This window comes from Mesorhizobium sp. M5C.F.Ca.ET.164.01.1.1 (assembly GCF_004792125.1).
Lineage (GTDB): Bacteria > Pseudomonadota > Alphaproteobacteria > Rhizobiales > Rhizobiaceae > Mesorhizobium > Mesorhizobium wenxiniae.
Genome location: NZ_SRTG01000001.1, coordinates 2,259,033 through 2,283,232 on the forward strand (window position 1 = coordinate 2,259,033; position 24,200 = coordinate 2,283,232).

At 62.0% G+C, this 24,200-nt stretch carries 22 protein-coding genes; 7 read left to right on the forward strand and 15 right to left on the reverse strand.

The features are described from left to right. Positions 1 to 109 precede the first annotated feature (109 nt). The gene (locus EN807_RS11195) at positions 110 to 1,048 is read left to right on the forward strand and encodes a diacylglycerol kinase family protein (RefSeq protein ID WP_135934958.1); all 939 of its coding nucleotides are present in this window, start codon (positions 110 to 112) and stop codon (positions 1,046 to 1,048) included. A 91-nt stretch (positions 1,049 to 1,139) separates the two neighbouring features. On the opposite strand, the gene EN807_RS11200 is transcribed toward EN807_RS11195, so the two are convergent. The 5 genes from EN807_RS11200 to EN807_RS11220 all read right to left on the reverse strand — a co-directional run bounded on the left by EN807_RS11200 (position 1,140) and on the right by EN807_RS11220 (position 6,455). Then, a complete protein-coding gene (locus tag EN807_RS11200; RefSeq protein WP_135934959.1) occupies positions 1,140 to 2,063 on the reverse strand; it encodes an NAD(P)-dependent oxidoreductase in 924 nt (307 codons plus the stop codon). Beyond that, positions 2,060 to 3,271 carry a mandelate racemase/muconate lactonizing enzyme family protein gene (locus EN807_RS11205; RefSeq protein ID WP_135934960.1) on the reverse strand — a complete coding sequence of 404 codons (1,212 nt, stop codon included), beginning with the start codon at positions 3,269 to 3,271 and terminating at the stop codon, positions 2,060 to 2,062. Before EN807_RS11205 ends, EN807_RS11200 begins: the two co-directional genes overlap by 4 nt. Further along, positions 3,268 to 4,884, reverse strand: a complete 1,617-nt coding sequence (locus tag EN807_RS11210; protein WP_135935841.1) for a GMC family oxidoreductase N-terminal domain-containing protein — start codon at positions 4,882 to 4,884, stop codon at positions 3,268 to 3,270. The genes EN807_RS11205 and EN807_RS11210 overlap by 4 nt, the downstream gene beginning before the upstream one ends. 347 nt (positions 4,885 to 5,231) lie before the next feature. Beyond that, positions 5,232 to 5,660 carry a nuclear transport factor 2 family protein gene (locus EN807_RS11215; protein WP_189522388.1) on the reverse strand — a complete coding sequence of 143 codons (429 nt, stop codon included), beginning with the start codon at positions 5,658 to 5,660 and terminating at the stop codon, positions 5,232 to 5,234. Between the two features lie 201 nt (positions 5,661 to 5,861). Next, positions 5,862 to 6,455 carry an SMI1/KNR4 family protein gene (locus EN807_RS11220; protein ID WP_164783932.1) on the reverse strand — a complete coding sequence of 198 codons (594 nt, stop codon included), beginning with the start codon at positions 6,453 to 6,455 and terminating at the stop codon, positions 5,862 to 5,864. Between the two features lie 180 nt (positions 6,456 to 6,635). Between EN807_RS11220 and EN807_RS11225 the strand changes: the two genes are divergently transcribed. Beyond that, positions 6,636 to 7,031 carry an acyl-CoA thioesterase gene (locus tag EN807_RS11225; protein ID WP_091579483.1) on the forward strand — a complete coding sequence of 132 codons (396 nt, stop codon included), beginning with the start codon at positions 6,636 to 6,638 and terminating at the stop codon, positions 7,029 to 7,031. 668 nt (positions 7,032 to 7,699) lie between these two features. Here the strand turns inward: EN807_RS11225 and EN807_RS11235 are convergent. Continuing rightward, on the reverse strand, positions 7,700 to 8,068 hold the full coding sequence (locus EN807_RS11235) for a helix-turn-helix domain-containing protein (protein ID WP_029350030.1): 369 nt from the start codon (positions 8,066 to 8,068) through the stop codon (positions 7,700 to 7,702). 92 nt (positions 8,069 to 8,160) lie between these two features. Between EN807_RS11235 and EN807_RS11240 the strand changes: the two genes are divergently transcribed. Continuing rightward, on the forward strand, positions 8,161 to 8,766 hold the full coding sequence (locus EN807_RS11240; RefSeq protein WP_065011992.1) for an NADPH-dependent FMN reductase: 606 nt from the start codon (positions 8,161 to 8,163) through the stop codon (positions 8,764 to 8,766). Positions 8,767 to 8,830: 64 nt separating this feature from the next. On the opposite strand, the gene EN807_RS11245 is transcribed toward EN807_RS11240, so the two are convergent. Continuing rightward, positions 8,831 to 9,238, reverse strand: coding sequence for a helix-turn-helix domain-containing protein (locus EN807_RS11245; protein WP_135934963.1), 408 nt, complete (start codon positions 9,236 to 9,238; stop codon positions 8,831 to 8,833). Positions 9,239 to 9,335: 97 nt separating this feature from the next. Between EN807_RS11245 and EN807_RS11250 the strand changes: the two genes are divergently transcribed. Together EN807_RS11250 and EN807_RS11255 are read left to right on the forward strand one after the other, a co-directional pair. Beyond that, positions 9,336 to 10,316 (forward strand): zinc-binding dehydrogenase, encoded by a 981-nt coding sequence (locus tag EN807_RS11250; RefSeq protein WP_135934964.1) that lies wholly within the window; start codon positions 9,336 to 9,338, stop codon positions 10,314 to 10,316. A gap of 311 nt (positions 10,317 to 10,627) precedes the next feature. Next, complete coding sequence (locus EN807_RS11255; protein WP_135934965.1) at positions 10,628 to 12,226, forward strand: ABC transporter substrate-binding protein; 1,599 nt, start codon at positions 10,628 to 10,630, stop codon at positions 12,224 to 12,226. 154 nt (positions 12,227 to 12,380) lie between these two features. On the opposite strand, the gene EN807_RS11260 is transcribed toward EN807_RS11255, so the two are convergent. The 5 genes from EN807_RS11260 to EN807_RS11280 all read right to left on the reverse strand — a co-directional run bounded on the left by EN807_RS11260 (position 12,381) and on the right by EN807_RS11280 (position 19,154). Continuing rightward, positions 12,381 to 14,570: an adenylate/guanylate cyclase domain-containing protein gene (locus tag EN807_RS11260; RefSeq protein ID WP_135934966.1), complete on the reverse strand. Its 2,190-nt coding sequence runs from the start codon at positions 14,568 to 14,570 to the stop codon at positions 12,381 to 12,383. A 184-nt stretch (positions 14,571 to 14,754) separates the two neighbouring features. Then, the gene (gene otnK / locus EN807_RS11265) at positions 14,755 to 16,032 is read right to left on the reverse strand and encodes a 3-oxo-tetronate kinase (protein ID WP_135934967.1); all 1,278 of its coding nucleotides are present in this window, start codon (positions 16,030 to 16,032) and stop codon (positions 14,755 to 14,757) included. Next, entirely contained in the window at positions 16,029 to 16,847 is an 819-nt protein-coding gene (otnI, locus tag EN807_RS11270) for a 2-oxo-tetronate isomerase (RefSeq protein ID WP_135934968.1), read from the reverse strand. Before otnI ends, otnK begins: the two co-directional genes overlap by 4 nt. An 18-nt stretch (positions 16,848 to 16,865) precedes the next feature. Beyond that, on the reverse strand, positions 16,866 to 17,810 hold the full coding sequence (gene ltnD, locus EN807_RS11275; RefSeq protein WP_135934969.1) for an L-threonate dehydrogenase: 945 nt from the start codon (positions 17,808 to 17,810) through the stop codon (positions 16,866 to 16,868). 30 nt (positions 17,811 to 17,840) lie between these two features. After that, complete coding sequence (locus tag EN807_RS11280; RefSeq protein ID WP_135934970.1) at positions 17,841 to 19,154, reverse strand: MFS transporter; 1,314 nt, start codon at positions 19,152 to 19,154, stop codon at positions 17,841 to 17,843. 215 nt (positions 19,155 to 19,369) lie between these two features. On the opposite strand from EN807_RS11280, the gene EN807_RS11285 reads away from it, so the two are divergent. Continuing rightward, the gene (locus EN807_RS11285) at positions 19,370 to 20,386 is read left to right on the forward strand and encodes a LacI family DNA-binding transcriptional regulator (RefSeq protein ID WP_135934971.1); all 1,017 of its coding nucleotides are present in this window, start codon (positions 19,370 to 19,372) and stop codon (positions 20,384 to 20,386) included. After that, positions 20,383 to 21,048: an aldolase gene (locus EN807_RS11290; protein ID WP_135934972.1), complete on the forward strand. Its 666-nt coding sequence runs from the start codon at positions 20,383 to 20,385 to the stop codon at positions 21,046 to 21,048. Before EN807_RS11285 ends, EN807_RS11290 begins: the two co-directional genes overlap by 4 nt. 59 nt (positions 21,049 to 21,107) lie before the next feature. Here the strand turns inward: EN807_RS11290 and EN807_RS11295 are convergent, their stop codons facing one another. From EN807_RS11295 to EN807_RS11305, 3 genes are all read right to left on the reverse strand, one after another. Beyond that, positions 21,108 to 22,415 carry a hemolysin family protein gene (locus EN807_RS11295; RefSeq protein ID WP_127317521.1) on the reverse strand — a complete coding sequence of 436 codons (1,308 nt, stop codon included), beginning with the start codon at positions 22,413 to 22,415 and terminating at the stop codon, positions 21,108 to 21,110. 156 nt (positions 22,416 to 22,571) lie between these two features. Then, complete coding sequence (locus EN807_RS11300) at positions 22,572 to 23,279, reverse strand: LssY C-terminal domain-containing protein (protein ID WP_135934973.1); 708 nt, start codon at positions 23,277 to 23,279, stop codon at positions 22,572 to 22,574. An 89-nt stretch (positions 23,280 to 23,368) separates the two neighbouring features. Next, a complete protein-coding gene (locus EN807_RS11305; RefSeq protein ID WP_135934974.1) occupies positions 23,369 to 24,169 on the reverse strand; it encodes an extensin family protein in 801 nt (266 codons plus the stop codon). Positions 24,170 to 24,200: the final 31 nt, after the last annotated feature.

The window sequence follows — 24,200 nt, forward strand, 5'->3', positions numbered from 1 at the left end:
GAGCAGCATGATCAGCATTCGGCTCTTGCCCCACATCGCGGCGCGGGCTTCAATGCCGGCAAAGGATTTAGGACAGCATTGTCGCTGCGATCCTTTGCGGAGGGCGTTCTTGAAGATCGGGGTGGTTCTCAATCCGATTGCCGGTGGCGGCCGGCTCAAACGACATTGGCCGGAGGTCAGTGCTTCGCTCAGGAAACATTTCGGCGATTTCGAGCTGCGCGAAACGCAGGCGATCGGCGACGCCGAACGGCTGGCGCTCGTCCTTGCCGCCAGCGGCTTCGACCTGGTGATCGCGGCGGGCGGCGACGGCACCGCCAGCGAAGTCGCCGACGGGCTGCTGCAGGCGTTTGCGGAAGGCGGTCGGACGGCCGAGCTCGGCCTGCTGCCTTGCGGCGCCGGCATCGATTTCGCCCGCGGGCTCGGCCTTTCGGGCGAGGTCGACCTGACGCTGAGGCGCATCGCCGGTGCCAAGGCCCACAAGGTCGATGCCGGCCGCATCTCCTATGTCGATGACCATGGCGCGCTGGCCAGCCGCCATTTCATCAACATTGCCAGCCTCGGGCTTTCGGGCGCCACCGACCGCGCGGTCAACGCCGACAAGCGCAAGGGCAAGGTGTCGGCCAAGGCGCTGTTCTACTGGCGCACCGTGTGGGAATTCCTGCGCTACCGGTTCCAGGACGTTGTGATCACCGTCGATGACGGCGTCCCGGTCGAGGCGCGCGTGGCGCTGGTGGCGGTGGCCAACGGAAAATTCTTCGGCGGCGGCATGATGATCGCGCCGGATGCCGAACTGGACGACGGTCAATTCGACATCGTCATACTGCGTGCGGCCGGCAAGCTGAAACTGATCTGGGATATCCGTCTGCTCTATGGCGGGCGGCACCGCAACCATTCGGCGATCACCATTTTGCGCGGCAAGAAAGTGGTTGTCGAACCGCTCGGTGATGCGCAAAAGAACGCCGCGCTGGTCGACGTAGACGGCGAATCCCCCGGGCGCATACCGGCCACCTTCGAGATCCTACCCGGCGCGCTGACGCTCAGATATTGAATCAAGGTGCTGAGAGACTGATTCAAGTCCCTTCGGGTGCGATTCCGACGATCCAGCCAATATGCTGAAATCGCTAGAGAATTGCCTGACGTCAGGCCTCGAGCCTGGCCGGAAAACCAGGGGCGCGAAGGTCGGTCCCGACGGCATCTTCCAGAAGCTTGACGATCATGGTCGACCAGGCGCTGCCACCATAGGTGTCCTTGCCCTGTTCGAATGTGGCTTTGACGCGCGCGGCGAGATCAAGCGGCACGCCGAATTTTTCGCCCATGCCCAATGCAAAGCCGAGGTCCTTCAATGCCAGGTCCATGGTGAAGCCGATGTCGTAGGACCCGTTCAGCACCAGCTGGCTCTCGGTCTCGTGGACAAAGCTGCTGCCGGACGAGGCTGATATGGCGTGGAAGGACTGGGCAAGATCCAGCCCGCCCTTCCTGGCCAGCATGAGCGCTTCGCCGGCGGCAACGAGATGGATGAAGGCCAGCATGTTGGTGATGACCTTGATCACCGCCGCCGAACCGATCGGGCCCATCAGGAAAGACCTTGCGCACATCGCCTCGATGGCCGGACGGTGGCGCGCATAGAGTGCCGCATCGCCGCCCACCAGGGCGGTGATCTTGCCGGCGGCCGCCAGATGCACGCCGCCAGTGACCGGACATTCGAGCGTTTCGACGCCACTCGCCTTAGCCAGGGATGCAAGGCGCACGATCTCGTCTTGGCCATTGGTCGACATCTCGACCCAGCTTCCGCCTTTGGGCAGGCCTTCGAGCAATCCGCCGAGGCCGGCCAGTACCGCCTCGCTGATGTCAGGCGACGGCAGGCAGGTGATGGCGTTGCCGGCCAGGGCGGCGGCCTCGGCTGGGCTCTTTGCGGCGGTGGCGCCGAGCGTCAACAGGCGCTCGACAGCGGCGGGATCGCGGTCGAAGACAGTGACGGCAAAGCTGTTGCGGAGCAGGCTGGCGGCGAGGTGACCGCCGAGATGGCCAAGACCGATGAAGGCGTAGCTCTCGCGCGCGCTCACGGCATTAACGGCGTCTGCATCATCTGCAGATGCAGGTCCTTGCCGGTCCAGGGATGCGCCTCGCAGACGGCTTCGTCGAGTTCGACGCCAAGGCCTGGTTCCTTCGACGGAATGACGTTGCCGTCCTGCCATTCGATCTTTTTCTTTAGCAGCTTTTCGTGAAAGCCGTCCCACTGCTTCAGCGATTCCAGGATGAGGAAGTTGGGCAAGGTCACGCCAAGCTGGATGTTGGCCGCACCGACGATCGGCCCGCAATAGCAGTGCGGGGCGACCTGGATATGATAGGCCTCGGCCATGGCGGCGATCTTCTTGGTTTCGAGAATGCCCCCGGAGCGGCCGAGGTCGGGCTGCAAAATGGTCGCCGCGCGGTTCTCGATGACACGGGCGAATTCGAACTTGGTCGTCAGCCGTTCGCCGGTGGCGATCGGGATCGACGTGCCACGCGCGACCTGCGCCATCACTTCGGGCATGTCGGGCGGCACCGGCTCCTCGAACCACAGCGGGTCGTAAGGTTCGATGGCGCGGGCCATGCGCAGCGCGCCCGACGCGGTGAACTGGCCATGCGTGCCGAACAGGATGTCGGCTCTTGTGCCGACCGCCTCGCGGATCGCCTTGATCATGCGGGCGGAGAGGTCGATGTCGACGAGACGCGGCTGGTGTCCGTCAAAGGCGGTATAGGGGCCGGCCGGGTCGAGCTTGACCGCGTTAAAACCCTGCTCGACATATTCGAGCGCGCATTCGGCCGCCATATCAGGGTCGTTGTAGACGTTCTTGCCGCGCGCGTCCTCCGAATGGACGCTGCCGCTGTGCGGGTAGAGGTAGGTATAGGAACGCAGCGTTTCGTTTACTTGGCCGCCGAGCAGCTTGTAGACCGGCTTCCCGGCCTCCTTGCCGATAATGTCCCAGCAGGCGATTTCGAGCGCCGAAAAACAGCCCATGCCGGACACGTCGGGGCGCTGGGTGAAGCCGGACGAATAGGCACGGCGGAAGAAGGTCTCGATGTCGTGCGGGTCTCGGCCGACGAGATAGCGCTCGGCCATGTCCTCGATCATCTTCGCGGTGACGTGGGCGGAGAAGGTAGCGTTGTAGGCCTCGCCGTAACCGACCACGCCGCCATCGGTGGTGAGCTTGACGAAGATGAAATACTTGCCGCCGATGCCGGGCGGCGGGTTGCCGACAACCCAGGTCTTGACGTCGGTGATTTTCATCTTTGGTCCTCCAGAACCAGTTCGGCGCCCTTCCATCCGGTCACGATCGAGGCGGCGTTGGTGTTGCCGGTGATGTTATCGGGAAAGATCGAGGCATCGATGACGCGCAAGCCGGCGAGGCCGTGAACCCGCAGGCGCGGGTCGACGACGGCGCGCGCAGCGTCCGGTCCCATGCGACATGTCGAGACCGGGTGGTAGACAGTGCCGGAGCGCTTCCTGAAATCCTGAATGAGATCCGCGTCGGACTTGATTGATGGGCCCGGCAAAACCTCTTCCTCGATGATGTCGGCCATCGCCGGCATGGAAGCGATCTTCCTCACGAACTTCACCGCCGCCAGCATTTCGGCGACGTCCGCTTCGGTCGAGAAGGCATTGGCGGCGATCTTCGGATAGTCACGCGGATTGCTGGAGCGGATCATGATCTCGCCACGGCTCGATGGACGGCAGTTGGACAGGCCGATGGAAAAGCCCGGCCACGGGTCGGGCGTCAGGATCGGGCGCTCGCCGCCCTTCGGGATGACGGTCGAAAACGCCTGGAAATAGAGCTGCATATTGGGCCGCGAAAGCGCCGGGTCGGTGCGGAAGAAGCCGCCGGCATTGTTCATCGACAGCGACAGCGGGCCGGAGCGCATAAGGATGTATTGCATGCCGACCATGAGCTTGCCCCACCACGGCCGCAGGATCTGGTTGAGCGTCGGCAGCCTGCCCCGATACGTGTAGTTGATGCCCACATGGTCCTGCAGGTTCGCGCCGACATTCTCATTGGCGTGAATGACGGGAATACCGAGCGCTCCAAGGAGCGCCGAGGGACCGATGCCGGAAAGTTGCAGCAATTGAGGCGAGTTGATCGAGCCGCCCGACAGAATGACTTCGTGGCCGGCGCGGGCAGTCTTCGACTCACCGTTCTGCAGGTACTCAATGCCAACGGCACGCTTGCCCTCAAAAAGGATTCTGGTCGCCAGCGCATTCATCTCGACGCGGACGTTTTTGCGCTTCATCGCCGGCCGCAGGAAGGCACGGGCGGCCGACATGCGGCGGCCGTTTTTGGTGGTGATCTGGTAGATGCCGGCGCCTTCCTGGGAGACGCCGTTGAAATCCGGGTTGAACGGCAGGCCGGCCTGATTGGCGGCCGCCAGATAGCGCTTGGTGAGCGGATGGACTGAGGTCGAGCAGTCGGTAATGTGCAGCGGACCGCCGACCCCGCGCCACTGGTCGGCGCCGGCCTCATTGTCCTCGAGCGCCTTGAAGGCAGGCAGCAGATCGTCGAAGCCCCAGCCGGGGTTGCCGGCCGCCGACCAGGCGTTGAAATCCTCGCGCGCGCCCCGGATCCAGACCATGGCGTTGATCGAACTCGAGCCGCCGAGCAGCCTGCCGCGCGGCCAATGATCCCTATTGCCGGCGAGGCCGGGGTCCGGCTCGGTCTTGTAGTTCCAGTTGACCGCCGGGTCGAAGAAGGTCTTGCCGTAGCCGAGCGGCATCTGCACGTAGAAGCGCCGATCGGTGCCGCCGGCCTCGAGCACCAGCACCGAGAAGCGGCCCGAGGCCGATAGTCTTTCGGCCAGAACCGAGCCGGCCGAGCCGGAGCCGACGACGATGAAATCATAGCTCTGCATGGTTGATGAGGCCGGCTCCGAATTTTCGCTCAACCTAGACGCCGCAAGCCGCCGCGATCACCGGACCTTCCGGCACCCTCTGTGAAAAAAGCGACCGGTACTTCGTTTGCATTCGGTGTCCTGCCCGAAGTTGCCTTTGCCTTGTGAACAAGCAGTCCAAGCATCATACGCCATCATCAGCATTTTGCATGAAATCATAACGCATGATCGGGCGGGCTGGCATCCTGTGAGCGAGCGACACTGAACCCGGCGCGAGCGAAGGTGGAAACGTATGCACTGCCGGAAGCGCTCGGCGCGATTGGCTCTCAAGTCCTGTTGCTTTCCGCTCGAACGTCGTTCCGGCGACGCTATGGGGTCAAGTCCAAGACTGCTGTCCTGCTCCGCATGTCGTCGGGGAGGGAAACGTGCTCGTGCGTGATCGTCCATCTGTCTTCAGATCGACGAAATGCATTGCTCACGCGCACCCAGTAGTCGACTTTCGCGCCGGTTTTCAAGGTGCCATGCGCTCGGATAAGCATCCATGCGGCGGCAACCGCGTCGCCGGCTGCGACATCCAGTTGGCCAAGCTCCTGGCCAATCGGACCAGACCAGCGGGGAAACCAATCCAGGAACCGCTCGCGATGGGCGTTGGATCCCACATACCGAAGCGGCGGTACGAGGTCGAAATAGACTATGTCGTTGGAGTAGTGGGACATAAGCCACTCGATGTCTTTGGCGCCCATGGCAGCCGATCGGCTCTCCAGCAGTTCCCTGATCGCGGCTTCAATGCCTGGCACCGTCTCCTCCAATCTCATCATTTCGCCCGCTTGCCGGGTCCGAGGCTGTCCTCCCAAATCGTCATCAAAGTAACCACCGATGGTGCCCCCCGACAACCAGCGAACTCAGCGCAGCCTAGACGCGACGGCTTCCCCGCGTCGCCGCGCCTTCCGGCATGCGTTGTGAAAAATGCGACCGGGAATATTCGGTTTGAATGTCGCTCAGTTACCAGATTCGCGTCTGCGCCCATCCGGGTTGAACAGCGCCGCCTCCTCATTGGCTTCTTCCAACAGGAAGGCGAAAACGCTCGAGTAGGATTTGACGTCACTCTCCCAGCGAAAGACGCTTCCGTCCGGATTCATGCCAATTAAATTTCTATTATCTCCGAGCGAACCAATAAAGATAACATCGTCCGGTGCGCTGATGGGGCGTCTCTGTACATTCGGTACGAGTATGGAGAAGGGTTGTTGGCCCGCTTCCACCAGATTTGTGCGTGACCAGCTACGTCGGAGCCCATATATATTCAAATAATTCGCAAACAGACCTATGCCGTTATGGAGCATGAGAAAACAACGGAAATTATCTGGAAGTCGGTCCGAAAGTTCAGTCTCCATCTGCTCAATTCCGGTGGCGCCAAGTGGTGCATACAGCTGATGCAGATACGCTTCAGGCGCGCGATGTGGCGTATGGCCGACCCACTCCGTTCCATCCGGATATGTCTTGTAACCGAGACTTTTCCATCCATCGACCAATGCCCGGATTTCTCTGTAAGCACGAGCGTCTTCTTCGTTTGACCATTCTTCCTGCGTGCGCATGCTTTTAGCGGCTCCCTGAGATAACTGGACCGATCGGTTCTCCATCGATGACGTTGCGCAGTCTACTCTTAGTGCATGCGCCGCGCAGCATGCCCGCCAACACAGGTGAGAGGGTACGTTGACGTATAATCATCGCCTCGCTACGGGATCGGGACAATCGATCTCGAGGGGATTTGGCGCATGGTGCATTACGCGGACGGCCGGCCGATCGGCGATCTGACGCTGCGCACGCTCGCCATGCCATCGGACGCCAATGCGGCGGGCGATATCTTCGGCGGCTGGGTGATGGCGCAGATGGACCTTGCCTGCGGCATCCGCGCCGCCGAGCGTGCCAAGGGCCGCGTGGTGACGGCGGCGGTGAAGGAGATGTCGTTCGCCAAGCCGATGAAGATCGGCGACACGCTTTGCATCTACACCCATGTCGAACGCGTCGGCCGCACCTCGATGACGCTCAAGGTCGAGGCGTGGGCGCAGCGCTATCTCTCCGACCTGATGGAGAAGGTCACCCATGCCGATTTCGTCATGGTCGCGCTGGACGGCGAAGGCAAGCCGAAGGCCGTTCCGGCCGAAAGCTGATCGACTGGATTTTCGAAGCCCGAATTGACTGGTTGCCTCCTCGCGCGGTTTGCCCCCTCATCCGGCCTTTCGGGCCACCTTCTCCCCGCTGGGGAGAAGAGGTCGGCGCCAGCGCTGGCGATCTCCTCTCCCCTCGGGGAGAGGTCGGATTGCCCCGAATTGCCCTTCGCAATTCGGTTGGCAATCCGGGTGAGGGGGCATTTTCCCAGACGCGATAGCCCATGCCGTGCGGGGATCCGGGCAGCGATCTCGCGGGGTCTTTGCCTGACGGGTTCCCGCAAGCACCTGCGGCACGACCGAAGGATCCTGAGGAGACAATGTGTCAACACATCCTGAACACTGCCGTGGCGAGCGCCTTTGCCGCGCTGCTCTGGCTGTTCATCGGCAACCGCCTTTGCCGAGGTCATGCAGGGCGATCTAGACGCTACCTGCACGTCGGAAAACCGCACCATCGACGGGCAAGCGATGTGCGTTGCAACGACGTGCCACACCGGCGCGATGAGCGTGAGCAATTGCTGCAAAGGGGCGGCCTGCGCCACCAACGCAAGGTGGTCAATCGGCCCCGAAATCGAAGCAGATCGAAAGCCGTCTGCGGGCCGGAATGCAGATGCAGCCGTAGAAATCGTCTACGCTACACGCCCTGCACAAACCCTTGCAGCGCAAGAGTTTCAGGCATGAATCCCATCGAACCTCGCCCGCGCGGCCTTGACCCGCTCGGTGTTCTTGCGCGCCCATTCGCCGAGCGCACCGACCGGCACAAGAAGCTCGTAGCCAAGATCGGTCAGCTCATAGTCGACGCGCGGCGGAATGGTCGGAAACACGGTGCGGGTGACGAAGCCGTCGCGCTCAAGCCCGCGCAACGTGGTGGTCAGCATCTTCTGCGAAATGCCGCCGACGGCGCTGCGCAATTCGTTGAAGCGCAGCGGCCCGTCACCGAGCTTGCCGACGACGAGTACGGTCCATTTGTCGCCGACGCGCTGCAGGATTTCCGAGATGGCGCGGCAGTCCTCGGTGCGGTGCGGGTGCCTTGGTAACAAAAAGGTGCCTCCTTGCGCCTCGTGAGTGCAGTCACTCATATAGCTCAGGTATCTAAACGATACCAGAAATTTGCCTGAAGGAGAGCCCCTCTATGTCCAAACCCAAAATCGCCATTGTCGTCGGTTCGACCCGCGCCGCACGATTTGCCGACGTTCCGACCCAGTGGATCGCCAAGATCGCCAAGTCGCATGCCGACATCGACGTGGAGGTGGTCGATCTGCGCGACTTCCCGCTGCCGTTTTTCGACGAGGTCGCATCGTCCGCCTGGGCGCCGTCGCAGAATGAAGTGGCAAAGCGCTGGCAGAAGAAGGTCGCCGAGTTCGATGGCTTCATCTTCACCGCCGCCGAATACAACCATGGCCCGACCGCTGTGCTGAAGAACGCGATCGACTACGCCGCCAATGAATGGAACAAGAAGCCGGCCGGCTTCGTCGGCTATGGCAGCGTCGGCGGCGCACGGGCCGTCGAGCAGCTGAGGCTGCATGCGGTTGAGCTGCAGATGGCGCCGGTCAAGTCCGCCGTCCATATTGCCTGGGCCGATTTCCTCGCCGTCAGGCAAGGTGAGAAGAAGCTCGACGAGCTCGAGCACCTGAACCAGGCGGCAACCGCGCTGGTAAATGACGTTGCCTGGTGGGCAAAAGTGCTGAAGGCGGCGCGTCAGGCCGACGCCGTGGCCGAGGAAGTCAAGGCGGCCTGAACCGCAGACCAGAACAATCCTCCCAAGGATTCCGGGGCGGCGCTTGCGTCGCCCCTTTTTTGATTCAGGCTAGGGCTGGCTGCCGCGCCTGCCGGGGCCTGATGATGCAATCGGCAAGGCGGTTCATTTCGTTCAGCTCATCCGCATGGTGCTGGCCCCACTCGCAGAGCGCCAGAAGAATAGGCTCGAGGCTAAGGCCGAGCCGCGTCGCCGAATATTCGACGCGTGAGGGAATTTCGGCAAAGATCTCGCGTCTGACAAGACCGTGTTCCTCCATTTCACGAAGCTGCTGGATCAGTACTTTCTGGGTGATATCGGGCACCAGCGTCTTCAGCACCGACAGCCGCCGGGGGCCGTCGAAGAGATGGTAGAGAATAACGGCCTTCCATCGGCCCGAGATCACTTTCAGGGCCCGTTCCGCCGGCAGCAGAGGCAGTCTCTTGGTTGGCAGCCTTTTGGTCAGCTTGGCCATGGTCACCTCCTGGTCAGCAGGGGACAAATGAGTGTGTAGTCGCGATCAGGCAGATAGTGGCAAACAGCATCCGATGCCATAGCGATGGGTGCATGCCATGAGAGCCATTCAACTGAAGCGTTTCGGCGGTCCCGACGTCCTCGACGTCGTCGAAATGCCGAAGCCGCTGCCGGAGGCCGGCGAGGTGCTGATCCGTGTTCGCGCGGCCGGAGTGAATTTCTTCGAAGTGCTGATGCGCGGCGATCGATACGCGGTCACGCCGGACTTGCCTGTCATTCTCGGCGTCGAGGCTGCCGGCACCGTGGAGGCACTTGGTCAAGGGGTCGACGCCTCCCTGACGGGGACACGCGTCGCGGCGCCGCTGTTCGCTTCGAAGCGCCCGTTTGGCGGCTATGCCGACTATGTGACGATCGACGCAAAGCTGGCCGTTCCTCTGCCGGACATACTCTCATTCGAAGACGCGACGGCGTTGATGGTGCAGGGGCTGACGGCTTTTCATCTGCTGCGGCAAAGCCCGCCCGCCGGCAAATCGGTGCTGGTCACTGCAGCCGCGGGCGGTGTCGGCTCGTTGCTTGTCCAGCTCGCCAACCGCCAGGGCGCCAGCACCGTGATCGCGGTCGCCGGCAGCAGGGCCAAGCTCGATCTTGCCCTGTCGCTTGGAGTCGATGCCGCGGTCGACTACAGCATGTCGGATTGGCCCGCGCGTGTCCGGGAAGCGGCAGGCGGCGCCGGCGTCGATGTCGTCTACGACATTGTCGGCGGCACGATGACGGCGGCGTCGCTGCAAGCTCTCGCGCCTGGCGGAGAGCTGGTCTTTGCGGCGCTGGGCAGATACGCGATCGGCGCTGCGGAACTGGAAGCGATGATCACCCGGAACAAGTCCCTGCGAGGTTTTGCCCTGCTTCCGCTGCTCTCTGCCGATGGCCTCAGGGCCAGCCTGTCGGAGCTTTTCCACCTGGCCGCCGGCGGCCAGCTTGCCGTGACGCAAGGCGGCCGCTATCCGCTCGACCAGGCCAACGAAGCGCATCGCCTGCTGGAGGAGCGACGCTCGACCGGCAAGGTCGTCTTGATACCTTAGAGCAGCGGTTCGGCGTTTCCGTGAAACGATGAACCGCTCTTAGTGGTCGACGATTAACTGCGCACAGGCCAATCGTGGAACCTGTCCGCTTTGCGCCCAAAAGTCGGCCCTTGCCGCGGCTACGGTGGATGTCGCGGTTGCGCCATTTCGAGACCTCCGAGCAATCGCCGGCAATGGGAGACCCTGAGTGCTCCGTCGCCGAGAAATTCGGCCTTTTTGCCGGACCGGCCCCCCCACATTGACGGGGATTCGTTCTCATGAGACGGTCCCTTTCGGGAGGAGAGACGGCTCCAAGGTGGAGCATAAGGACAATGACCGAACGTGAAATGAAGCTGGCCGAGGCCGCGAAGCTGGTGCGGCGGGGCAAGGTCTCGCGGCGTGATCTCATCCAACTGGCGTTGGCCGCAGGCCTGACGCTGCCGGTGGCGAATGTGATGTTCGTCGGGGTCGTGCGCGCCGAACCCAAGAAGGGCGGCACCTTGAAGATCGGCATCGGCGATGCCGCCGCCACCGATTCACTGGACCCGGGTAGTACCAACGTCAACCAGTTCACCGGCACCGCGCTATTCGGAACCTTGTCGAATGGCCTGACCGAGATCGATTCCAAGGGCAACGTGGTCCCCGACCTCGCCGAGAGCTTTGAGCCGTCAGACGGCGCCAAGAAGTGGGTGTTCAAACTGAGGAGAGGCGCCACTTTTCACAATGGCAAGACGGTTACCGCCGACGATGTCGTGGCCTCGGTCAGGCATCATAACGTCGAGGGCACGAAATCGGTGATGAAATCGCTCTTGGCTTCGGTCAAGAATGTCGTCGCCGACGATACCGAGACGGTGGTGTTCGAACTCGACGGCGGCAATGCCGACTTCCCCTACATCATGTCGGACATCCCGGTCATGCCGGCGAAAGAGGGCGGCGTCGACTGGGAGTCGGGCATCCGCACCGGCCCCTATATGCTCGAGAAATTCGAGCCCGGCGTCATCGCCACCTTCAACAAGAACCCGAACTACTTCAAATCCGACAAGGGCTGGTTCGACCATGTCGAATGCCTGGCGATCAATGATGTAACGGCGCGCACCAACGCGCTCTACACCGGCGAGGTCCACTACATGGATCGCTGCGATCTGAAGACGCTCGACATTCTGAAGCAGAACCCCGATCTCGTGATCTTGGAGACGACGGGCTACGGCCACTACGTCTATGTCATGAACGTCCAGAAAGCGCCCTTCGACAATCCCGATGTGCGTAATGCGATCAAGTACTCGCTCAATCGCGACGAGATCGTGCAGAAGGTGTTTCTCGGCCACGGCGCCATCGGTAACGACAATCCGATCGCACCGACCGTCAAGTTCGCGATCGATCCGCAGCCGAAGCACGTCTACGACCCCGACATGGTCAAGAGCCTCCTCAAGAAGGCGGGGGCCGAGAACACCCGGTTCGACCTGTCGGTCGCGGATGCCGCCTTCGCGGGTGCGACCGACTCGGCTCTCCTTTGGCAGGAGCATGCCCGGGCGGCCGGGCTCAACCTGAATGTGATCAGGGAGCCCAACGACGGCTATTGGAACAATGTCTGGCTCAAGAAGCCGTTCTTCGCCTCTTACTGGGCAGGCCGGCCGACGTGCGACTGGATGTTCACCGTCGCTTATGCGGCGGAAGCGGTGTGGAACGAAACGTTCTGGAAAGATCCGCGCTTTAATGAGCTGCTCGTCGCCGCCCGCTCGGAGACCGACGATACCAAGCGTGCCGGCATGTATGCCGAAATGCAGCAATTGCTGCATGACGACGGCGGGCTGGTGAACCTGGTCTTCAACTCCTATGTCGATGCCCACACCAAGGCTCTCGCCCACGGCGAGGTGGCGTCGAACTGGCCGATGGACGGGCAGAAGATCGCGGAACGCTGGTGGTTCGCCTAGACTAAGACTAGCTAGCCCGTGTACTCATAAAATTGGGACGGCGGACTGGACGGGTTTGATGTCCCCTTGTCCCCAACAGCGGCTCTGGAGCGGACATCGCAGCAGGTCCGAGTTGGGCCACAAGCGGAAATCGCCGGCGGGCGTCCAGTGTCCATCAATTACCTCTGATCTTGGACAACGCGTCCTTTGCGTAAATGCCAACCAGAGTTTCATTCTGGAGTGCCACGAGCGCAGGTATCGCAGCTTGTGCCGGAGGCCCGATCTTGCCCAGCGCCTCGATGGCGTCCCGGCGGAGATACTCAACCTTGAGCGTTTCAACCAGAGCCGGAACGACTTGTGACGCCGCTGGTCCAAACCAGCCCAGTCGCTTTGCTGCATATTGCTGGGAAAAGGGATTGCCGGTCTCAAGCTCTGCTTCCAGGCTCGTCACGGTGACGTCCAGCGGCAGCGCAGCGATACGGACACCGTCATTCAGGCGCTCCCGGACGCTTGCGTGTTCATAATCCCATTTGAACGAGAGGTGTAAGGTGTCGGGAAGGTTTTCGAGCCCTTTCTGGTCTAAACCCGGTCGGAACTTCAGTAGCATTTGTCTCGCTTCTTCCCGGCGACCGAGCTGCGCCAGCACGGAACTAAAAGGTAGAAAGAGCGCAGTTGCGTCTGGGTTTCGCCTAACGCCTTCTCCGAACACCTCAGCCGCTTGTTTCAGATCGCCCATTGCAAAAAGCGCCAATCCACGCGCGAGAACGTAGTGGCTTGGATAGTTCGGGTTGAGCCGCATGGCGGTCGCGACGAAATTCAACGCCTCTGCAGGTTCGCCTGAGATCGTCAGCGCCCAAGCCGTTGCGATGTGTGCCTCGGGGTCGTTGGGATCCAAAGCAATCGCTCGACCGGCATTCCTGCGTGCATCTTCGGCCAGACCTTGATAGACGTCCCGCAAAGCCTCGACCGTATAAGACAGTGACGTTGGATATTTTTTGGCCAGCTCTATGTAATCGTGAGCTCCCCACCAGAAATAGGGTTCGTCCCTACCGAGTTCTTTACCCCAGAGTGACTCCACGACGCGGAAGTAGGCCAGCGCCAGGGCGGCATAAGCGCGCCCATATTCGGGATCAAGTTCGGTTGCTTTTTTCAAGGAAGTAATGGCCGCAGCTGTGTCCTTTGCGTTGTAACGGAGATAAAGGCTCCAACCCTCTTCGAAAGCTTCCTTGGCTGCAATGTTGTCCGGGTTGGCGCGGGCAATTTCCGTTTTTTCGGTGGTGGTGAGATTGACCCTCAACGCTTCGACGATCTTTGCGACAAAAACGTCCTGGACCGCAAAAATATCAGCGACGTTTCCATCGAACCTGTCCGCCCACACATGGCCGCCGGTGAGGGCATCGATGAGCTGTGCGTTGACTCGCACCTGCTCGCCGGCTCGCCGTACGCTCCCCTCGAGAACGTAACGCACGCCAAGTTCTTCCGCGACCTGACTGATTTTCACCGGCTTGCCACGGTAAGCGAATGTCGAGTTCCGCGCGATTACGAACAGGCCGGAAACCTTTGAAAGGTCGGTGATCAAGTCATCGGTCATGCCATCAGTAAAGGTTTCTTGCCCCGCCTCCTCAGACATATTGGTGAACGGCAACACAGCGATGGATGGCTTGTCAGGCAGCGGGAGCACCATTCGTGCCTTCGAGGCCACCTCGACCGGCGGTCCTGAACCGTCCCCAAGCACCTTCCAAAGCGCTACACCTGCGGCGACCAGGATCAGCGCCATCGCCGCGACAGTCAGCCGGCGCCACTCGACATGAGGTTTGCGTTTTGCTGGAACCGTCCCGGATGGGGAGCGTGCCCGCGGGCCTACCCGATACAGGCGAACTGGTTTTTCGATGTTTTTGACTTGTTTTTCACCCAAAAATTCGAAGTCGAAACCCAGCTTTCTCTCGACCTGATCGAATGCCGTTCCCGAAATCAGGACGCCTCCGGGTTCGGCCATTTCTTCCAGTCTCGCCGCGACATTTACGCCGTCGCCATAGATGTCCTGCCCTTCGACAATCACATCGCCAAGGTTTACGCTAATGCGGAATTCGAGCTGTTTTTCCTTCGGCAGCTCGGCGTTGCACTCCGCCATCGTCTCTTGGATTTCGACGGCGCAACCAACTGCATCCACCACGCTGGAGAATTCTACCAGCGCGCCATCGCCCATGAGCTTCACGATGCGCCCCTTATGAGCGGTAATTTTCGGATCGATCAGATTCTCGCGGGTGCTCTTGAGGCGCGCCAAAGTATCCGCTTCGTCAGCTTCCATAAGGCGGCTGTAGCCGACAACGTCGGCGGCGAGAATCGCGGCAAGCCTGCGCTGCATGCCAGCTCCAAACGTGAGGCACGCTCGCTGTCATGATAGGCGAGTTTTGCTCCTGAGCCTAGGGGTGCTCAGGTCGGTTTCGGGTCACGTCACGACGACGCCCACACCCGTCTGAATGTCCGCTCGTGAAAGATTCGCAGACCGAAGCAGCCAGTCCGCTCCCGGCCAAGAGCCGCCACGGGGCTTACGCCATGATGGCTAAAGCGTCCGCGAAAAAGCTTTCGCCGCCGAAATTTCCCGATTTAAGAGCCAACACCATGTCGCCGTGACGACCTCCAATACTGTGCAACACGGGCACGCCCGCAACGATTTCCTGCCCGAGTCCAAATGCGGGAATGGCAAGCCGGTCGACCACCGCGCCGGATGTCTCTCCGCCCGCGACGATCAGGCGGCGCACGCCCCGCTCCACCAGGCCTTCGGCAATGGCCGCAAGGGACTGCTCAATGACTTGGCCGACCGCATCGCGTCCGTAGCGGGTTTGCAGCCTAGATACATCATCCGGATTCGAGCTGCTGGCGATGATGACGGGAGTTCGGGCCATCCGCTCGGCCGCCCAATCGAGGGCAAGCCTTGCCTCCTCCCGTCCGTTCATAAGCTTTTCCGGATCGAGCCGCAGGACCGGCATTGTCTGCTCGGCTTTGGCGATCTGTTGCAAAGTCGCCTGTGAACAGCTTCCGGCAAGAATAGCTGCTGGTCCTGCGACCGGCTTGCCGTACATAGCAGTCCGCTCGTGGCGACGTACGGTGCCCGCCGCGATCAGGCCGCGGGCAAGACCCAATCCCAGACCCGAGGCTCCGATCGACAATCGCTGACGAAGCGCCGCCGCGCCGATTGCTTCGAGGTCGCTCTCGAACACGGCATCGGTGATGGCCGCTCCGTTCCCATCGGAGGCAAGCCGCGCCAGCCGCTCGACGATCGCCTCGGCGCCGCGCGCAACGATTGCGAGATCGACGAGTCCAACCGCCGCAGCACTCTGCCGAGCTAGAACGCGGACCAGGTTGGCATCGTGCATGGGGTTGAGCGGATGATCCTTCAGCGGGCTTTCGTTGAGCGGCGCCGCACCGACGAACAGATTGGCCTGATAGACGGTGCGACCGGTCTGCGGAAAGGCCGGCGTCACCAGCACCGTTGCTTCACCGGCATCGGCGCGCAGGGAATCGAGCACCGGGCCGATATTGCCCGAGTCGGTGGAATCGAAGGTGGAACAGATTTTGTACATGACATGATCGGCGCCGCGCTCGCGCAGCCAGCGATCAGAGGCACGGGCACGTTCGACCGCCTCAGATGCGGCGATCGACCGGATCTTCAGCGAAACGACAATCGCATCGACTTCGGGCAAAGCCAGGTCGTCCGTGGGAATTCCGATGGTCTGGATCGTACGCAGACCCTCTTTGGCCAGCGTGTTCGCCAGGTCCGAGGCACCGGTGTAATCGTCCGCGATGCAGCCGAGCGAGAGCGTCATGGTAGAGCTCCACGCTTGCCACCTGAAATTGGGCGCTGGTGCTCGCCGGTATAGCGAGCGAGCCAGCTGAGCCCGTCGAGCGTCTTGCTCCTCGGCCGGTATTCGCAGCCGACAAAGCCGGCATATCCTAGCCGGTCCAGCTCATCGAAAATGAAGTGATCATTGAGTTCCCCTGTCGCCGGTTCATGCCGCGATGGCGCGCTGGCGATCTGGATGTGACCAATGAGCGACATCACCCGGCGAAGCGCCATGGTGACGTCACCATGCATGATCTGGCGATGGTAGATGTCGAATTGCAGCTTGAGATTGGGTAGCGCCAGGTCGCGGACAAGAGCTTCTGCGAAGCCGAAGTCGTTGAGGAAGTAGCCCGGCATGTCACGGCTGTTGATCGGCTCGATCAAGAGATCGATGCCTCGATGTTCGAGTTTTCCGGCCGTCCAGACGATGGCCTTCCGGTAGGCCTCGACAGCTTCCTTGTCGTCGCGAGAGGCAATCCCCGACATGAGATGGAGGCGCTTGACGCCGGTCGCCTCTGCGTAGGAGAGCGCTGTTTCAACGCCGACCTGAAGCTCGTCGAACCGTTCTGCCAGGGCGGCCAGTCCACGTTCACCGGCAGCCCAGTTACCGGGCGGCAGGTTGAACAGGACCTGGCTAAGACCGTTCTTTGCGAGGCGTTCCGCGATCGCATCGGGCCTATGCTCGTAAGGGAAAAGGAACTCGACCGCTTCAAAGCCGGCATCGGCGGCGGCAGCGAACCGGTCGAGGAACGGCCATTCGTTGAACATCATGGTGAGATTGGCGGCGAATCGGGGCATGGCTGGGTCCGGTCCTGGTCAGGTTTGCGGTTCGCCGGGCAAGTCGGTGCCCGTGATCCGTGCGTAGAGTCGGGCGACCGAGGCATCGTCATCGCGCCCCATCCCGGCCGCCGAGGTCATCAGGAACATCTGCAGCGCTGCGGCCGCGACCGGCACGGGGAACTTGGCGCTGCGCGCCATATCCTGGATGATACCGAGATCCTTGACGAAAATGTCGACGGCGCTGCGTGGGGCATAGTCGCCGTCGAGCACGTGCGGAATCCGGTTCTCGAACATCCATGAATTGCCGGCCGAGGCGGTGATGACCTCGTAGACCTTGCGAATATCGAGCCCTTGCCGTGCGGCCAAGGCGATGGCTTCGCTCGCTGCCGCGATATGCACACCGGCGAGCAACTGGTTTATCATCTTGAATGCCGCGCCGACGCCCGGTTCATCTCCAAGTTCATAAAGCTTGGTTGCCATCGCGTCGAGTGCGGGCCGCGCCCTGGCAAAGGCGGCGGCGCTGCCAGAGGCCAGAATGGTGAGGGCGCCTTCGGCCGCACGGACCGACCCACCGCTGATTGGGGCGTCGAGATAGAGCCGTCCGGTGGTTTCCAGCCGGGCGGCCAGATTGCGGGCAACGCCAGGATCCATGGTGGCTGAGGAGACGAACACCGCGCCCTCTGACAAGGTTTCGGCCACCCCATCCGCGCCGAAGAGGATCGCTTCGGTCTGCGCCGCATTGACGACGACTGAAACCACGGCGTCCGCGGCCTGGGCGGCCTGGGCGGGGGTTTGTGCCCCCCGGCCGCCGGTGGCGACAAAGCGCGCCACCACCTGCTCGTTGACGTCGAAGCCCGTCACCTCGAACCCGGCGCGGCGAAGCGACGTCGCCATCCCGAACCCCATCGAACCGAGGCCGATAACCGCGGCCCGTAGTGCGGCTGCAGCTGGGATATCCTTCTGCTTGTCGTTGGTGGCCATGATGGAAACTCCCTGCATGAGGCGGTTCGGCTAGCGGTTGACCAGTTTGGGTGGGACCGTCAGCACCAGGATCGCGCCGACCATCAGAATTGCGGCCAGCTCGTACATGCCGACCTGGGTCGTTCCTGTCAGATCCTTGAGATAGCCAACGAGATAGGGGCTGACGAAGCCGGCGAGATTTCCGACCGAATTGATGAGCGCAATACCAGCCGCAGCACCAGTTCCGCCGAGGAACGCTGTGGGCAGTGACCAGAACAGCGGCGCACAAGTGATCGCACCTGCCGCGGCCAGCGACAGAAAGGCAATTGCGATGGTGGGATCGGGCGAGGCGGCTGCGACCACAAAGCCGACTGCTCCAAAGAGAGCGGGAACCACCAGGTGCCAGCGGCGCTCGCGATATCTGTCGGCGCTGCGGCCAAAAAAGTTCATGGCGATCACAGCGCAGATAAACGGGATTGCGCTGATCAGTCCGATGTTGAAGTTGCCGGCGATGCCAGTCGCCTTGACCAGCGTGGGCATCCAGAACGTCAATCCGTACTGGCCCATTACGAAGCAGAAATAGATCAGACACATCAGCCAGATCCGGGGATCGCGAAAAATGCCGGCGACGGAGTGTGAGCGTTCCTTGCCGTGCTCTTCCTGGGCGATCTCTCGCTCGATCGCCTGCTTCTCCGCTTCGCTCAGCCACTTGGCGTGACGGATGCCGTTGTCAAGGAAGAAAAAGACTGCGATGCCGAGCAGGATTGCTGGAACCGCTTCGATCAGGAACATCCACTGCCAGCCAGCAAGGCCGTTGCTGCCATGGAACGAATCCATGATCCAGCCAGAAAGCGGATTACCGAAAATCCCCGAAATGGGGATCGCTGACATGAATATCGCGATGATCTTGGCGCGCCGGTGCGAGGGATACCAGTAGGTGAGGAAGAGGATGATGCCGGGGTAGAAACCAGCCTCGGCGACACCGAGCAGGAAGCGCAGCAGGTAGAACATCGGGGCAGATGCAGTGAACATGAAACCGGCCGAAATCAGGCCCCAGGTGATCATTATGCGGGCGATCCAGACGCGTGCCCCTACTTTGTGCAGGATGACGTTGCTCGGGATCTCGAACAGGAAATAGCCGATGAAGAAGATGCCGGCGCCAAGGCCGTAGACGGTTTCACTGAAGGCAAGATCGGTCGACATCTGCAGCTTGGCAAAGCCCACGTTGACGCGATCGAGATACGCAACGACATAACACAGCATCAGAAACGGTACGATGCGCCAGAAGACTTTTCTGTATGCATTCCTTTTGATGTCGTTTTCTGCTCCGGCCTCAGCCGGAAGCGTCGGGGTTAGTATTGTCATCTGTTTCCTCCCATAACGTAGGGGTGGGTCCCTCAGGGTCTCACGCCCCCGGCTGAGTTTTGGCAGCGCTTGCATAGTCCGATAGCATGAGAATGGCAGCGCTGCCAAACGAAAAGTGGCAGCGCTGCCAAATTCTGTTGAGTGCGGCGCCTGAATGTGACAAAAGAAGCGTCAGGAATTGGAGTCGTACCGACGCATCGAGCTGAGAAAGTGGAATGCAGAGCGAAGCAGAAGAAGGTACGCAAACCGGCGCGATGATAACCCTCACCGACGTTGCGCGCGCGGCTGGCGTCGGCGAAAGTACCGCCTCGCGCGTGTTGCGCGGGCATGGTTCCTTCTCGCCCAAGACACGCGAGAGTGTACTCACTGCCGCGCGGAGCCTCGGCTATGTGCCAAACCGGATCGCGGGAACCTTGGCCTCCATGGGGTCCAAGCTCGTCGGTGTCGTCATTCCTTCGCTAAGCAACATCGTCTTTCCGGATGTTCTGCGCGGCGCCAATACGGTACTGGTCGGCGCCGGCTTTCAACCTGTCGTCGCGGTGACCGACTACGATCTGGAGCGAGAGGAGAGCGTCATCGAGTCACTCCTCAGCTGGCGTCCAGCCGGGATTATGGTAGCGGGGGTCGAGCACACCGAGCGCACCGGAGCCATGCTGCGGAACGCCCGCATCAGAGTGGCCGAATTGCTCGATACCGATGGCGAGGGGATCGACATTGTGGTGGGCTTTTCCAACCGCAAGGCAGGCCGGGCAAGCGCTCAGCATTTGATGTCGCGCGGCTATCGCTGCATCGGCTACGTCGGCCACGACCTCAGCCTAGACCTTCGCGCGGCCAAGCGCTTCGCATCGTTTCGCGCGGCCCTGGGCGAAGCCGGGCTGAGCGTCATTGGAGAAGAAATCATTCCTGCCGCGTCCTCGATCGAAGCCGGGCGTGACGGGCTGGCTCAATTGCTGGAGCGTTGTCCCGATCTGGATGCGGTTTACTTCTCCAACGACGACATGGCGATCGGCGGCTATTTCCACTGTCTCGCCCACGGCATCACCATACCGGACCGGCTGGCGATCTTCGGCTACAACGGTCTCGATGTCGCCAGAAGTGCGCCGCAGCCACTTTCGACCATCCTGACGCCGCGAGTGACCGTCGGTGAGATCGGAGCACGGCTCGTCTGCTCCGATGGGCCATCCGCAGTGGTCGATATTGGGTTCGAGCTGATTGAAGGGGCGACGACGTGACTGAAACCAAGCTGAGGAACGATATCTGCCGCTTCGGACGGTCGTTGTTCGAGCGCGGGCTGACGCCGGGATCGTCAGGCAATATCAGCCTGCGGCTCGATGATGGCGGCTGGCTGGTCACACCCACCAATGCCTCGCTGGGATTCCTGGATCCTGCCCGAATTTCACGCCTCGATGCGCAAGGCCGGCTGACCTCCGGCGATGCGCCGACCAAGGAAATTCCATTGCATACTGCGCTCTATCAGACGAGGGCAGAGGCGCGCGCCATCGTGCACCTGCACTCGACCCACGCAGTCGCCCTTTCCATGCTGCCGGAAATAGATCCCAAGGCGGTGCTGCCGCCGATGACGCCCTACTACCTGATGCGCGCCGGACAAACCGCGCTGGTGTCCTATCATCGCCCAGGCGACCCGGCGGTTGTCGCTGCGATCAAGGGCCTCGCCGGGCGCTACTCCTCAGTGCTGCTGGCAAACCACGGTCCCGTGGTCGCGGGCGAAACGCTCGAGGCCGCCGTATTCGCTACCGAGGAGCTGGAAGAAACCGCCAAGCTTTATCTGCTGCTACGCGGCCTCAATCCCCGCTACCTATCGCCGGAACAGGTCGCCGATTTGGTGCGGGTTTTCGGGATATCCTTGCCGGAGCAAGACGGGCACCACCATTAGGAGCTAACCGGAACAGGCTCATCCCTGCTTGCGAACAGGCCCAGACATCGTGTTGATTATTAGCGCACTTCGCGATGGCCGCCGGGCAGGCGCGTGGCGATGAGCTTGTCGATGCGGCGGCCGTCGAGGTCGACGACCTCGAAGCGCCAGCCCTGCGCATCCACGCATTCGCCGGTCGCCGGGAGGTGGTGCATGTGCGACAGCACGTAACCGGCGACGGTCTCGTAGTCGCGGTTCTCGGGCAGGTCGATGCCGAGAACGTCCGCCATCTCGTCGGCCTGCATGTAGCCGGCGAGCAGCCATGAGCCGTCCTCGCGTTTGACGGCGTTTTCCTCGTCGCCGGCGTCGAGGTCCGCCCGGAAAACGCCGGTGATGGCTTCCAGTATGTCCGCCGGGGTGACAATGCCTTCGAAATGGCCGTATTCGTCATGGACCAGCGCCATCGGCACGTTGGATTCCTTGAGTGTCGAAAGGACATCCAGCGCGTCGGCCTGGTCATGGACGATGGGAGCGGTGCGCACGTGCCGGCGCGGGTCGAGTGCGCGACCGCCAAGCATCGCGGCCAGCACGTCGCGGGTCTGGACGACGCCGATCATGGCGTCGACACTGCCATCGCCGGCTGGCAGGCGCGAATGCTGGGTCTCCATCAAGAGCTTGCGGGTCGCCACGTCGTCGGACTGCAGGTTGATCCAATCGACCTCGGTGCGCGGCGTCATCACCGCGCGGACGGCGCGGTCGCCGAGCCGCATGACGCCGGCGATCATGCGCCGCTCGTCGGATTCGATGGTGCCGTGATGCTCGGCCTCGGCGACCAGCATCTTGATCTCCTCGTCGGTGACCTTCTCCTCGCTTTCACCGCGTTGGCCAAGCAGCCACAGCATAGCGCGGCCGGAAATGTCGAGCAGGAAGACCAGCGGCGCCGAGACGGTGGCCAGGATGGTCATCGCCGGAGCAACCCTGGCGGCGACGCGTTCGGGATCGCGCAGCGCGATCTGCTTGGGCACCAGTTCGCCGATGATGAGCGAGAAGTAGGTGATGAGGGCGACGACGATGCCGACGCCGATCGGGTCGGCAAGGCTTTCGCGGATGCCGGTCGATGTCAGGAACGCGGACAGCCGCTCACCGAGCGTGGCGCCGGAAAAGGCGCCTGACAAAACACCGACCAGAGTGATGCCGATCTGCACGGACGACAGGAATTTGCCTGGATTGGAGCCGAGCGCCAAGGCGCGTCCGGCACCCGTCACGTTGCGGTCGATCATCGCCATGAGGCGGGCAGGCCGTGACGAGACGATGGCAAGCTCGGACATTGCCAGAAGGCCGTTCACGCAGATGAGGACGACCACGATAGCGATTTCAGCGTAAAGCATGAGGGGTCAATAGCATTGCGGCGAGGCCTTCGAAAATAGATGGACGTCATTTTTCATGGCGGCGGGCGCAACCATCTCGCACGGCATCCCATGGTGGCGACGAAAAATGCTCGATCAGGGCGACGATGAGCCGGAGGCGAGCGGCTCGTCTTGCGCCTACGGCAACTGCAGCAGCACGCCCACTACGGCCTTGCCGTCGGTGAAATAGGGATCACCGCCGCCATTGCGCCCGGTCTTTGTCGCACCGATGCCTGATATCTCGCTGGTCGAGATCAGCATGCCTGCGGCAGAAAGCTCGCGGATCAGGAAGTCGCGCTCGGCGTCGATGTCGGGACCGATATGGTGGGTGATCGCGCCGGTGTCGTGGCTGAGGCCGACGCCGCGATCGAAGCTTGCCGCACCCAGCCAGAGCGGCCGGCCATCGTCTCCGGTCGCCTCTGTCTGCCAGAAGCGGACGTGATGACGCCGGTCGGCACTGTCGCCGACCGGCTTCTCGAAGGCCAGATCCTGTGCGCGGCCTTCGAATAACAACCGGCTGACCGGCGCGTCGGGATAAGGCCGATCGAACAGCACGCTTTCGCCGATCTCGATCGCGGTCTTCAGCGTGAGGGCGTCGGCCGTATCCCATTCGGCGACGGCGAAGGCGTGGACCAGCTCTTTTTTGGTACCAACGAGGCCGACATTGATCGGATCGCCCGCAATGCCCTGCGGCGTGTGCGTCACCATCTCGAAGCGCTGCGTTCGGAAGTTGCGGTCCCGCAGGGTCCAGAATTCCGGTGCGGCGAAATAGGCGAGCACGAGATAGCCGGCACAGAACGCCACCAGCCAGGTCGTTGCGCGTCGTCGAAGGCTTCGTCGGCTCACGAGACACCACCGTGGTGATATGACATCACCTTATGTGGCGTCATTCTACGCGGCGGCGCAGACCTTGGGCAGTGGGCACGCGCTCGGGCTCAGCGGCAGGCGCGGTAGCCGTTCTTCCGGTTCTTGATGTCGAAATGGAAATGGTTGCGGTGGTCGTAATTGTAGCCGGGGCCGAGCACGGTGGTGAAATACTGGCAACCGTCAGCGCGCACAGTGTTGAGGAAGCCGCGGGTGCGGAAGGCGAACAGGCCGGGCTTGCGCACGTCGATCTCCTTGCCATTGCCGAGCTCGATGCTCATGACGTCGAGCGCGTTGCCCTTGCCGTGCTCCGACAGCGTGCCTTCGCCGGCGATCCTGCGGCAGGAATAGCTCGAGCCCTGGCGAATGGTCCTGACGCCGGAGAAATAACGCCAGCGGGCGGACGGGACGAGTTCGTTCCTGGTCCAGCCGGCGAAGGTGGCGGCCATGTCGCAGGTCAGTGTCGCGGCCGGCTTCATCCCGATCCTGCCGATAGCCGAGACCTTGACTGGATAGTCGATGCCGCACTGGCCTTCGCGGATCGGCGCAAGGTCGGTGTAGACGACGCCCAGGCGCTTCAATTCCTTGCGGCAGTCGATCTCGCTGGCCGGCATCTGTTCGGTCGGTGCCATCGGCTCGTCCATGCGCGGGTAGGCGGCGGTCATGTATGGGTTGGACGGGACGAGGCGCTGCATGCCCGCGTAGTTCGGAACGGCTGATGTCTGGCTGCCGACATCGACGGCCGGTTCCAGCGAAAGTACGCTGCCGGTGGTGCATGCCGAGATCGCTGCGATGGCAAGCGCGCCGGGAATCATACGCGCGCGTCTGGTTTGCCGCACGGCGACAAGCGCGGCGTGAAATATCCCGGCCATCGACAAGATCCCTGTCCCCGAGCCTGATCCG